Raw genomic sequence first — 13,035 nt, 5'->3', positions numbered from 1 at the left:
ACAATATTTTAAATTAATTTATGTAAAATGACTATCTTTTCTTTTACATTTTTAAAATTAATTGTTTTAATCCTATCAATTAATAAAAAAGTACCGCTCCAAAAAGGGCGATACTTTTTATGAATCCTGGTCTTGATGTGTGTCTTCATATCGAATGCGTTGTCGATAACCATACGTACTTTCTTTTATTAATTTTTCATCGAGTAATCCAGCACCAATAGCACCTGCTACTGTGGAAATAGATGCTGCAAACCAAGGAATGCTTAAATATAAATCATGGCCAGCTGGACCTTTAAGACTAATTTGTTTTCCTAAGAAATCTGCTGGTAAAAGAACTAATTCTGCGAATAAAAACATTAAATAGAGAATAATATAATATATGATAATTGCAATAAACAATGTCATAACAGTTGTTAAATTATATAATAAGGTGATTCTTTTATTTTTGCTGTGCTTTGAAGATTCCCACAGATCATGTGACACCATAATCCATAGCAACATACCTAATATTGCAATAATAGAGATACCAAATAATCGCCACATTGAGAAATTGTCAGCCATCTGCCACATGGTAGTAAATATTAAACCAAAGGCGCCTGTAGTAAAAGCGATAGCTACAATATTACTTAAACTAGCCATCATATTGAGTGGATTGTTCGCAAATGTCATGCCGCTAACTAACCTAAACATACCTCTTGTTCTAGAGCTTGATAAATATCGTGTATGATGAGTCTCTGTATTTTCTAAATATACTTGCGTTTTATCGATTTTAGATAAAGGAAACTGTTGCTTTATACTTTGTTCAATATTGTTATTTTCATCATAGTCACGATGATCTTGTTCAGCATGATGCACTTCATTGATAATTGTTAAAATCGCACTTTTAAAACGCTTTTTAACTGGTCTCCAACCAAATGCAGGATAAGAAAAGATAGCAGCACCATTTTTCATATTAATATCTACAGCCATCACACGATGTTGATGAAAAATAGGTAAATCTGTAATTGCAAGAACGTAATCCCACTCACGTTCATCGTGATACTCTTGAACTTTACTAAATATATCTTCTACATTTTCAGCATAACCAGTCAGAGGATCGACAACTAAGTCAATTTCCCATTCATATTGATTTTCATTTTGATCAGATAAAATATCAGGAACATCTTCCATTATTTTTTCTGCAAGTGCTTCTGTAACACCAGGTGCTACTACTAAACCAATCATTTTTCGTTGCGACATTAGCGTCCCTCCTCTCTGTGCTCTTGTTTCTTGCCTTTGTTTAAATCATCATTACGATCATCACTTGAAGATTGCTGTTCCACTTCTTGATGTGATGGATCATGTTGCTGTTCTTCCTCTTGTTGTTCTTCTTGAGCTTCTTTATAACGTTGGTACTGACGATATGAATAAGTAATCTTACGGATTTTTTCTTCATTTTCAACTGTTGATCCCATTGCACCAGCTAATAAACCAAGTGAGGAAACAAACCAAATTAATCTAACGTAATTCATAAATGTAAATTCAGCTTGTGCACTTGTCCAACTATTAAATAAACTTACTGGTACGAATAAGGTAATACTTATAGTTAACAGTATATATAATACAAAATAGTTAATAAGAGTAATGACAACAAGTGTCAACATTGTAGTCGCATTATATATCCATCTATAAGTCCTTTGAGATTTAGCTGTTTTTCTTTCAATTAATCTATGGGCGTAAAAAAGCCAACCTGCCATCCCAACTATTGATATAATCATTAAGATAATAAATCTTAATGGTGAATAAATAACACTGAGTTCCCATGGCATTGAAAAAATTGAGACATATGTTCCAGTCGCAAAGGCTACAGAAATAATTTTTTTAAAGTTAAATACATTCTTCCACGGCTTATTTGCTCGTGTTAAGCCACATATTAACTGAATCCAACTTATTAACATTAATGTATTGATATAGCGTCTTTTAGCGGATTCATCTTCTGCAGGTTCAACAGAACGTAAATGTATGAGGGGGTGTGTACTAGGTTTCTTTAAGGGTTCATTATAATAAAGTTGTTCAATCATAGTTGTGATACTACTGATTAACTTTCGTTTTAAATCAATTGCTCCTAATGAGGGTAATGACAACATTGCAACTTGTTTGTCATTATCAAAATCACTCACTACAACTCTTTTTCCTGAAATACTTGGAAGATCCGTCACACATATTGCAAAATCCCAATTTTTTTCATTTTTAATTTGTTCAGCTTTATCAACACTTTCGTGTACATCTTCCGCAGATCCAATGATTAAATCTTCTTTTACATCAAAGTTCCACTGACTATCATCGTTAATTCGTTGTGATAATAAGCGTTTTACTTTAGGAATGATTTTTGTCACATGCTCGTGCGCTACGCCTGGAGATGGTACTAAACCTACTGTATACATCGTCATACCTCCTTTCTTTATATAATTTTTGAAACTTTGGTCTAATTACCTATTATTAATAAAAATAGCAGAAACTATTTTAGTATATATAAATATAATGATATGCAAATCTTATTATTACCTAACTTTTCCTTTTTAAACCTTTTAAAAAGAATTAGCAGACAATAATACATAATAACTGTATTTATTAACATTTACAAACAATCTTTTTATACATTTACTTTTTTTAGCAAATAATAGTCTAAAATAAATAAGTTTAATCTCAAACACAAAACACATTGAAAGGAACTCAATTGATTTCCTTTCAATGTGTTGAATTAAAAATAAGCCTATTTACTTTTTATAGATATTACTTTAATTATTTCTCTTTATTATCGTTAAAACGACGTGTTACTTCGTCAGTGAAATCATCTTTGTTAGAATCGTCTTTTTTTAATTTATCTTTTTGACGACTTAATTCTTCGTGATGATTATGTTCATTAAAGTGATCATCTTCTCTATGTTCTTCTTCATATGAATCACGATGATTGTCTACATTGTTATCTCTTTGTTTATCATCTTTTAAATGATTATCTATATCTTCACGATGTTCTCTATGAACATTGTCTTCTTTACGTTGATTGTCATAATCATTATGATTATCTACTACACGGTCATTTCTTTTTTCATCAGTTTCATGATGACGTTGATTATCGTTATGTTGATCATTAGTATGATGTTCATTATTTCTATGCTTGTCATCATTATGATTGTCTACTTGTTTGTTTTTTCTAACTAATAACATAATACCAGCAATTATCCAGAATAATGCTGCTATCCAGTTCATCACTAATGATAGGACTCCTGCAATTAATAATAAGATACCTGCTAATTTTGCATGTTTTTTTATTAATAACGTTGCAATTATTGCAATTACAAAAATAACTAAACCGTATATTAGACCTACTTTAAAGATTGAAGGTAATAATTCAGACATGTGTGATGTTGAGTCTACGGCCGGATTAGAAGCTGCTTGTTCTTTCGCTTGTCTTTTTATTTCACTTTGCACTTCACTTCTTCCACCAAATAATGATGCTACCCCTAAAATTAATATTACAAATAATTGAGTAATGATCCCTAACCAAGCAAGGATGCGTTCAATTGTTCTTTTCATCAATTTACACCTCTTTCTCTATTTCTTAATCATTACCCAAATGAATATTAATATATGCTTAAATTATTAAATTAAATTCATAAAATTTTAATTATCCCTATTATATCAATGTTTAATAAGTATTATTTCTTTAATTGTTTTACTAATTTTGTAAATAAATAAGATGTCATTTTATACATAATAAAATAAATTATACCTACAATGAGAACAATACTTATAAAGCTTGTAATATATATACCTATGTATACTTCTCCAAACAAACCTAAAATTTCATATATAATTTTAGAAGCAAATAATGTATGAATGATAGCTACGATAAAAGGAATACTAAATAACCATATTAATTGTTGATCCAATATGTGTTTGATTTTCTGATTATCAATACCTAAATGTTCCATAGTAAGATAATTTTGAACATCTTCTTGTGCTTCAGAAACTTGCTTGTAATAAATAATTAAAAATATGCCAATAAATAGAACTAATGATACTAAACTTCCAACAAATATAAGTCCTCCATTAATGTTGTACCAAACGTTCTTAAATTGCTCATAAGTACTAATATCTATATCATGTTTTCGTTCAATCTCATGTATTATCGGTGAATCATTTCCTTTTAACTCATAGTCATTAAACTCTATCGTCGTATTTGTTAAATGCATGTTCGATTGTGATGTCGACTTGTTATAGTAGTTAACTATTTGATTTAATTCCCTATCATTTTTCACTATCAAATTAATATTTTCACTGAATCTTAGAGAATTAACGTTAGTCTGATGGACACGTTTTATATGGTAAGGTTTACCTTGTATGACTATTTTGTCAGAATCATCTAGAATATTCATATTAGTGTTTACGCCAACTTCATTATCTTTAAGATGGAGATGACGATTAAATTGATTATAGTCATTTAAATTCATAACCGTTATAAATATATTTTTATTACTCCCTGGATCAATATTAAATTTATTTGGTGTTTCACTCGGTTTTAATAATCTTTGATATTCTGAATTAGCATCCAAATATACATTAAACAATGATTGCGTATAAACTTTAGACGTATCAGCATTCGTCTTCTGTTTAATATCATTAATTACTTTTTTTACTTTTTTAGCCGTTTGTTGATTATGATGATAGTCGCCATCTACACTTGTAACGTATTGGTTTTTCCACATTTCATTTACATTTTTATCTAAACCTCTATATGTAGTTACTGTCATCCCTAAAGTAACAATTAAGAAAGTACAAAGTAGTGCTATGCTCGCCAAACCAATAGCATTAGATTTCATGCGTGTTCTTAGACCAGAAATTAAAAAGAAATGCTTAGGTTGATAATAATACTTTGGCAATTTTTGTAATCTTTCTATTATAAGCACACTGAATGAAACAAATAATAAATAAGTACCAGAAAACACGAAAAATATAGCTATAAACAATGCAAAAAAAGATTCAACAGGCGTATTGTCCTGCAATGCAATTCTATAACCATTGCCCACAAGAATAATGCCTACAAGTAGAAGTATATAATTGATCACTTTTTTATAACGTCGCTTGTGATAAACCTTTTTATTAATTAATTGCATAGGATTTTGTAGCGTGATTTTAAATTGATTAATCATAAAAAGTAATAACATCACTATAAATAACAACAATAATGTAATCCACATTGCTTTAACATCAAATGGATATGCACGTAAACTAGTTTGATGACCTGTCGTAATTTTATTGATTAACATAAAGAATAATGATCCAAATAAATATCCACCCACGATACTAATTATCGTTATAATGCAGTATTTTATTATATGTTCAATAAGTAACATCACTCTAATATGTTTCTTTTCCATTCCTAAAATAAGATACAGTGAAAATGTCTTTTGTTGTTGTTTCATTACAAATTGATTGGCATAAATGATAAAAATGACAGCTAATAATGACATGAATACATTACCAATAATTGCAAACATACCTAGCATTTGGTGATGTTGTTGTATATATGAATTAGTCGTAATAGATAATAATATGTATTCTATAGCAAATATAATACTTGAAGATAAAATAAATGGTAAGATGATATGTCGTTGTGTTACAAAATGACGCTTAACCATAGTCCAAATCATCGAAAAGGGCATCTCATTTACTCCCTCCCATTATTTAAGATAGCTAAACTATCAGCAATTCGCTTTTGATATTCTGATTGTCTTTCTTCTCCACGATAAATTTCATGGTACAAACGTCCATCTTTTATAAATATGACTCTATTCGCATATGAAGCATCAATATTAGAATGAGTCACCATCAAAATCGTTTGTAATTGTTGTTGATTAATTTGTTGAAATAATTGCATTAAATGTTTTGAACTTTTCGAATCAAGTGCACCAGTGGGCTCATCAGCTAATAAAATTTGGGGTTGTGTAATAAGCGCTCTTGCTATAGCTACTCGTTGCTTTTGTCCTCCAGAAATTTGGTTAGGAAATTGATTTAATATATCACTAATATTAAGACGCTGAGCTAAGTTATCAATACGCTGTTGCATAACTTTAACTGGTTTATTAGCTAAAACTAATGGCATTAAAATATTATCTTTGTTAGTCATTGAATCTAATAAATTAAAGTCTTGAAAGACAAAACCTAATTGTTCCCGTCGAAATGAAGCGATATCTTTCGATTTCAGTGATGCTAATGATTGACCATTGATTTGAATCGTTCCTTCTGTCAATTGATCGAACGTCGCAATAAGTTGAAGTAAAGTTGTTTTTCCAGAACCTGATTCTCCCATAATAGCTACAAATTCACCTTTATCAACAAATAAATTCATATCACTTAATGCTTCTGTCCTATTTAGCCCCTTGCCAAACACTTTTTTAACTTGCTTCACTTCTAATAACATATGGACGCTCCTTTCCTAATCATTACCTATTTTATATTAAAAAATAACCAACAACATTTATAATTTCTTACAAATGTTGTTGGTTACCTTACAATTTTGAAAGTTATCATTCTCTTGGAAAATCAATCGTAAATTGCGTACCACTGTTTAATTTTGATTCTACTTCAACGTTTAAATTAAGATGTTGAGATATGTGTTTAACAATAAATAAACCTATACCACTAGATGATTCATTAAGACTCCCATTATATCCAGAATATCCTTTGTCAAAGATTTTCGGTAAATCTGCTTGGCTAATACCTATACCATTATCTTTGATATGTAATTGTTTTGTTTCTGAGTTAAAGTTAATCCAAATATCTTTGCCACGTGCATACTTTAATGCATTATTTAACAACTGTTCTATTAATATAGATGCCCATTGTGCATCGGTTAATACGTTATCATCAACTGATTGATAATGGATTTTAGTATTTTGTTCAATAAAATGTACACGATACTTCATAATTAAAGGCTTGATTAACTCGTCAATTTTTACTTCTGAAATACTCATATCAGAAGCTTCATTAAGTAATTTCAAATAACTTAATGCTAGACTAGTATAATTATCTATTTGTACTATTTCTTGTCTTACTTGATTAACAACATTATGTTCATTACGTTCTAATAATAATTGGGTGGCAGTAATAGGTGTTTTAATTTGATGTACCCATGTTAAAAAATAACTTTCAATATCTTTTTGATATTCAGCTTGTCGTTTTTTTGTTTCAAATAATTCTTCTTCAAGTACCTCTATTTTATGTTTAAGATTAACTTGTTTTTGAAATCCTAAATAACTAATCCACCAATAAATCAGCATAATAAATAAAACAATAGCAATACCAAGCAGCAATGCACTCATTGAAAGTGAAAATACAAAAAAGATCACAGCAAATAATAATAATATTAATGTGACGATTGCAATTTCATTTTTAATTGTTTTTATAAAAGGTAACATCATTTTATTTACACCCTATATCCAACATTTTTCTTCGTTTCAATAAAGTCTTTTAAACCAATTTGATTTAATTTCTTGCGCAGTCGCGTCATATTAACGGCTAATGTATTATCATCTATATAATTTTCAGATTCCCAACATTTTTCAATCAAAGCATTGCGTTTAACGAATTTCCCTTCATTTTGGAATAATAACTTTATGATTTGAAGTTCTGTTAAAGATAATTGTATTGCTTCTTCGTTATAAATAATTTTGGCCTCATCAATAATTAACTTACAACCTTTGACAGTTAATTCATCATTGGAAACTGCTAAATCATAGGTACGACGAAGTAAAGCTTGAACTTTAGCAACCGTTAATGATAAATTAAATGGCTTTTCTATGAAGTCATCGCCACCCATTTGGATAGCCATAATTTGATCCATATTATCCGTTCGAGAACTGATAAATATAATAGGCACATTAGAAATCTTTCTTATTTCTTGGCACCAATGAAATCCATTTAATGTCGGTAGATTAATATCTAACAATACTATGTCAGGTTGATATGTGATGAAGTCATCTAAAATATTTGAGAATTGTTTAGCTATACTTACCTCATAATTCCAATTTTTAAGTTCATTAGCTAAACTTTCTGCAATGACAAAATCATCTTCTACTATAAAAATCTTCATTAAGATACACCTTTCGTTGCGCTAAATTGTTTTATCTTGATGTTTATCTTTTTCATCAGTTTGATGTTGAATATGATTTTCATTTTGATTGTTTTTAGCTTCTTGGTTCTTTTTTCTTCTTTTTTCTTCATAAATACTTAAAGCAATAAAACCTACTATAAATAATGGGGATAACATGACAAATATCATTTTCTTCACCTCAGTCATATTAGCTTAAGAAGTTACGATGGTAAATACACACCTTAATTTCTCTTACTACACTGTATTTATTATCTATTTTACATCTTTATTATAAAAAATACATTTGTTATGAGTGATTTACTTTTACATTTCTTAATGTAATTAAAATTTATTATAGATTTACAATCTATTTACATGAATATCATAAACAGTCAAAATTATTTTCTTATAATTAAAATGTAATGAGTATATACATATTTTAGGAGGCTTTTTTAATGAAATCTTTTAAACATATTGGTAAGTATTTGTTGTCGGGTAGCATAGTCGCTGCAACATTATTAAGTACGACAAATATATCTTCAGCTTCAGAAACAAATGCTGATAAAAGTAAGGATAAAAACAAAGATGACGCAGTAGCCTTCGGTAATACTAAAAATCCAAAAAATGTCATCTTTTTAGTGGGTGATGGTATGGGTCCATCATTTAATACGGCCTATCGTTATTACCAAAATGATCCATCTGCAAAATCTATGAATCCTACCACTTTTGATAAATACTTAAAGGGTACGAATCGTACATATCCAAACGATCCTAAAGAAAACGTGACAGACTCAGCTGCAGGAGCAACTGCATTTAGTTCTGGTCATAAAACGTATAATGGTGCCATTGGTGTAGACGAAAATAAGAAAAAAGTTAAAACAGTTTTAGAAGACGCTAAAGAAAAAGGCAAATCAACTGGATTAGTATCAACTGCTGAACTCACTGACGCAACACCAGCTGCCTATGCTTCTCATGTAGATTCAAGAGATAAAAAAGACGAGATTGCTAAACAATTTTATAAAGATAAAATTAATGGCAAACATAAGGTAGATGTACTTTTAGGTGGTGGCTCTAAATACTTTGGCAAAGAGAACGGCAATCTTGATGAAAAATTTAAAAAAGATGGCTACGATGTAGTATCTAACAAAAATGAGCTTAATCAATCTAGCAAAAAACAAGTATTAGGATTGTTCTCAGAAGAAGATATGCCGCTTCAAATTGATGCGCCAAATAGTAACCCATTATTAGTTGATATGGAAAAAAGTGCTTTAAGTAAACTTGAAAAAAATGATAAAGGATTCTTCCTAATGGTAGAAGGTGCTTCTATTGATAAATCTGCTCATCCAAACGATGTAACAGGTGTCATGTCTGAAATGCAAGGCTTTGATAAAGCATTTTCAAATGCTATTGATTATGCGAAAAATCATAAAGATACACTAGTTGTGGCTACAGCTGACCATTCTACTGGTGGTATGACAATTGCAAAAGGCAAAGATTATAAATGGAATCCTCAAGCCATACATCAAATGAAACATTCTGGCTCATATATGACTAAAGAAATCGCATCAGGAAAAGATCCTGAAAAAGTTATTAAAGAAGGCTATGGCATTGATTTCCCTAAAGAACAAATGGATAAAGTTAAAAAAGAAGCTAAAAAGCTTAAAAAATTAACTAAAAAAAGTAAAGATGACGAAGATCCTAAAGTAGAAGAACAAACAACACATCTTCAAGATGCAATCCAAAAACCAATTAATGATGAATCTCATACTGGTTGGACAACATATGGTCATACTGGTGAAGATGTTAATACTTATGCATATGGTCCTGGTTCTAAAAAATTTACAGGTAATAAAGAAAATACTGATAGTGCTAAAAACATATTCGACTTTTTCGCTAATGACGTCAAATAATGATTGAAAAAAATGATTGAAAAAAATCCGGGATGAGTAATACCTCATCTCGGATTAATTTCATGTATACAGTTATATTAAATATCTAAATTAATATTCAATATTTGGCGCTTGGTTTACATGGTTTTGATATCTTTTAAAAGCATAGTAACCTGCACCAACTAAAGTTAAAAGTATAGCTAATTTTTTCATCATCAAAACTCCTTTTCAATTTATTCATTTCAATTATCGCTTTGAAATTCTTATGACATAATTATACACTTTTTTCCAATAATTTTAAAAACCTTAATCTAATAGGATTGAAAAAACATAAATTAAATTTAATATACTTAACACAAATATACAGAATGAGTATGAATGACAACTGTTTCAGGAGAACTTTTTAATTAGATATAAAACGATATATGTTTATAAAATATCTTTTATTACTCTTGTCCTTTTAAATGTTCTATATGTTTAAAACCATCTCTTTGAATTGCTAGTTCTTCCATAATATCGTACCAATTATGACCTACTTTTTGTTGGATTGTTTGTAATAAGTGGTCTTGAGCATAATTAAGTTCATTGATTAACGCGTTCCCACTGTCAGTTGAATATAACTGTTTTACTCGACGGTCTTTGTCGGACGTTTTCTCTATGATAAGTCCCTTTTCTTTTAGAGTTTTTAATGTAGCATGCGAACCTTGTTTTGAAATTTCCAAAGTTTGTAATAACTCTTTAATAGTAATACCTGGTAATTTATTGATAAAAAATAAAAACCGGTGATGCTGACGACTCATGCCATATTGTTCAATAATGTCGTCGGCAGTTGTAACAAAGGTTTTATATGCGAAGTAAAACAACATATGTTCATAATCATTTTTATTTGTCGACATTTGCTTTCTTTCCTTTTCTTATGTTTAAGACTTATTATAATAAAAATTCAGTATTTCGTCATGTTTATACTTATAACTAGAAAGGTCAAGTTAGTTGACTTTATAATCTTAAAAAGTTATCTTTTAAATGTAATATACAAATACATAAACGAAGGTGGAATGAGTTATGAAACAACGTGTAGGACAATATTTGATGAATGCAGTACACGCTGCAGGAGTAGATAAAATATTCGGTGTCCCTGGCGATTTTAACTTAGCCTTTTTAGACGATATAATTTCACATGAACACGTAGAGTGGATTGGCAATACGAATGAATTAAACGCTAGCTATGCTGCAGATGGTTATTCACGAATCAATGGTTTAGGTGCATTAGTCACTACTTTTGGTGTAGGTGAATTAAGTGCTGTCAATGGTATTGCAGGTTCTTATGCCGAACGCGTACCAGTAATTGCAATTACTGGGGCACCTACTCGAGCGGTTGAATCTGCTGGTAAATATGTTCACCACTCATTAGGTGAAGGTAAATTTGATGATTACAGAAAAATGTTTGAACCCATTACTACAGCTCAAGGATACATTACACCTGACAATGCAACGACAGAAATTCCAAGACTAATTCAAGAAGCTATAAATGAACGTCGCCCAGTTCATATCCACTTGCCTATTGATGTAGCTATGACTGAAATAGATGTGACTTCAACGTTCCAACCTAAACAATCAACAGAACAGGATATCTCTAGCTATATCAAAATGATTGAAGATAAATTGAATGCTGCTAAGCAACCTGTTATTATTGCAGGTCATGAAATTAATAGTTTTGGATTACATTCAGAGCTAGAACGATTTGTTAATCAAACAAATATCCCAGTAGCACAACTTTCTTTAGGTAAAGGTGCCTTTAATGAGGAAAATGAACACTATCTTGGAATCTTTGATGGTAGTATTGCTGAAGAAAATGTTAAAAACTATGTTAACCAAAGCGATGCCATCTTAAATATTGGTGCTAAATTAACTGACTCTGCAACAGCAGGTTTCTCATATGAATTCGATATAGATGATGTCGTTATGTTAAATCACAACTATTTTAAAATGAATGAAACAACTTCAAACGATATTGCTTTACCTAACTTATTAAAAGGATTAATGAATATTTCATATAAAAATACATCTGATTTCCCTTCATATGTTAGAGAAGAAAATAACGATTATATATTAGATGATCAACCTTTAACACAAGCAACTTATTTCAAGATGATGCAAGAATTCATACAACTTGATGATATTTTAATAGCTGATCAAGGAACGTCATTCTTCGGTGCATATGACTTATCTTTATATAAAGATAATACATTTATAGGTCAACCTTTATGGGGCTCAATTGGTTATACATTACCTGCCACACTAGGCACTCAAATTGCTGCGCCTAACAGAAGAAATATTTTATTAATCGGAGATGGCTCATTACAATTAACTGTCCAATCATTATCTACTATGATTAGACAGCAATTGAAACCTGTTATATTTGTTATTAATAACGATGGTTATACGGTTGAAAGATTAATTCATGGTATGAAAGAACCTTATAATGATATTCATATGTGGGATTATAAAGCGTTACCTGCTGTGTTTGGTGGCGATAATGTTGCAGTTCATGATGTCAACACATCCCATGAACTTAAAGATGCTTTTGAAAACATAAACGCTAATAATGATCGTATGCATTTCGTCGAAGTCAAAATGGCTGTTGAAGATGCACCAACTAAATTAAGCGATATTGCAAAAGCATTTGCTTCACAAAATAAATAATTAAGCATTAACTTCATATAACAACTTACTTGTATAGAAATCCTCTTGAATAATGAAATTTAGATCATTATTCAAGAGGATTGTTTTTATTGATGCTGAATCATTTTTTCTTCTTCTAATTTTTCAATAACATGATTAATAGTCTGTTCCTGTATTTCTGATTTAATATCTTCATGTATTTCATCTTTAATCATAGGATATAAATGATCAATAATTTGTTTACTTGCAATTTCACCTATCTCTATTTCATATTTTTGATAAAGAAACGATTTTAATTCTTTAGAGACTTCTATAATCATATATATCACC

The 13,035-nt window shown here is 29.8% G+C and carries 13 protein-coding genes; 2 read left to right on the top strand and 11 right to left on the bottom strand.

The features are described 5' to 3' along the window. Window positions 1-117: 117 nt before the first annotated feature. The 8 genes from NSQ15_RS01210 to NSQ15_RS01175 form a co-directional block, all read right to left on the bottom strand. Window positions 118-1,239, bottom strand: coding sequence for a 5,10-methylene-tetrahydrofolate dehydrogenase (locus tag NSQ15_RS01210; protein WP_124760346.1), 1,122 nt, complete (start codon window positions 1,237-1,239; stop codon window positions 118-120). Beyond that, a complete protein-coding gene (locus NSQ15_RS01205; RefSeq protein ID WP_017636665.1) occupies window positions 1,239-2,423 on the bottom strand; it encodes a 5,10-methylene-tetrahydrofolate dehydrogenase in 1,185 nt (394 codons plus the stop codon). The genes NSQ15_RS01210 and NSQ15_RS01205 overlap by 1 nt, the downstream gene beginning before the upstream one ends. Before the next feature lie 358 nt (window positions 2,424-2,781). Beyond that, entirely contained in the window at window positions 2,782-3,576 is a 795-nt protein-coding gene (locus NSQ15_RS01200; RefSeq protein WP_029055924.1) for a DUF4064 domain-containing protein, read from the bottom strand. A gap of 122 nt (window positions 3,577-3,698) precedes the next feature. Further along, the gene (locus NSQ15_RS01195; RefSeq protein WP_124760341.1) at window positions 3,699-5,705 is read right to left on the bottom strand and encodes an FtsX-like permease family protein; all 2,007 of its coding nucleotides are present in this window, start codon (window positions 5,703-5,705) and stop codon (window positions 3,699-3,701) included. Between the two features lie 5 nt (window positions 5,706-5,710). Further along, a complete protein-coding gene (locus NSQ15_RS01190; protein ID WP_107999988.1) occupies window positions 5,711-6,463 on the bottom strand; it encodes an ABC transporter ATP-binding protein in 753 nt (250 codons plus the stop codon). A gap of 106 nt (window positions 6,464-6,569) precedes the next feature. Further along, a complete protein-coding gene (locus tag NSQ15_RS01185; protein ID WP_046466949.1) occupies window positions 6,570-7,463 on the bottom strand; it encodes a sensor histidine kinase in 894 nt (297 codons plus the stop codon). 5 nt (window positions 7,464-7,468) lie between these two features. Further along, on the bottom strand, window positions 7,469-8,134 hold the full coding sequence (locus NSQ15_RS01180) for a response regulator transcription factor (protein WP_046466948.1): 666 nt from the start codon (window positions 8,132-8,134) through the stop codon (window positions 7,469-7,471). Window positions 8,135-8,155: 21 nt separating this feature from the next. Next, window positions 8,156-8,323: a hypothetical protein gene (locus NSQ15_RS01175; RefSeq protein WP_017637236.1), complete on the bottom strand. Its 168-nt coding sequence runs from the start codon at window positions 8,321-8,323 to the stop codon at window positions 8,156-8,158. A 266-nt stretch (window positions 8,324-8,589) separates the two neighbouring features. On the opposite strand from NSQ15_RS01175, the gene NSQ15_RS01170 reads away from it, so the two are divergent. After that, entirely contained in the window at window positions 8,590-10,044 is a 1,455-nt protein-coding gene (locus NSQ15_RS01170) for an alkaline phosphatase (protein WP_029055919.1), read from the top strand. 90 nt (window positions 10,045-10,134) lie between these two features. Here the strand turns inward: NSQ15_RS01170 and NSQ15_RS01165 are convergent, their stop codons facing one another. Continuing rightward, window positions 10,135-10,236, bottom strand: coding sequence for an SE2200 family small protein (locus NSQ15_RS01165; protein ID WP_017637237.1), 102 nt, complete (start codon window positions 10,234-10,236; stop codon window positions 10,135-10,137). A 233-nt stretch (window positions 10,237-10,469) separates the two neighbouring features. Continuing rightward, on the bottom strand, window positions 10,470-10,919 hold the full coding sequence (locus tag NSQ15_RS01160) for a MarR family winged helix-turn-helix transcriptional regulator (protein WP_070453304.1): 450 nt from the start codon (window positions 10,917-10,919) through the stop codon (window positions 10,470-10,472). Between the two features lie 166 nt (window positions 10,920-11,085). Between NSQ15_RS01160 and NSQ15_RS01155 the strand changes: the two genes are divergently transcribed. Further along, window positions 11,086-12,726, top strand: coding sequence for an alpha-keto acid decarboxylase family protein (locus tag NSQ15_RS01155; RefSeq protein WP_124760339.1), 1,641 nt, complete (start codon window positions 11,086-11,088; stop codon window positions 12,724-12,726). Window positions 12,727-12,812: 86 nt separating this feature from the next. Here the strand turns inward: NSQ15_RS01155 and NSQ15_RS01150 are convergent, their stop codons facing one another. Then, window positions 12,813-13,025, bottom strand: coding sequence for a hypothetical protein (locus NSQ15_RS01150; protein WP_070453311.1), 213 nt, complete (start codon window positions 13,023-13,025; stop codon window positions 12,813-12,815). Between the last annotated feature and the right edge of the window lie 10 nt (window positions 13,026-13,035).

It is taken from the genome of Staphylococcus sp. FSL W8-0774 (genome assembly GCF_038006785.1).
Taxonomy (GTDB): Bacteria; Bacillota; Bacilli; order Staphylococcales; family Staphylococcaceae; genus Staphylococcus; species Staphylococcus pasteuri.
Note: the sequence above shows the minus strand (reverse complement) of the source record. Positions and strands in the feature narration are given on the sequence as shown.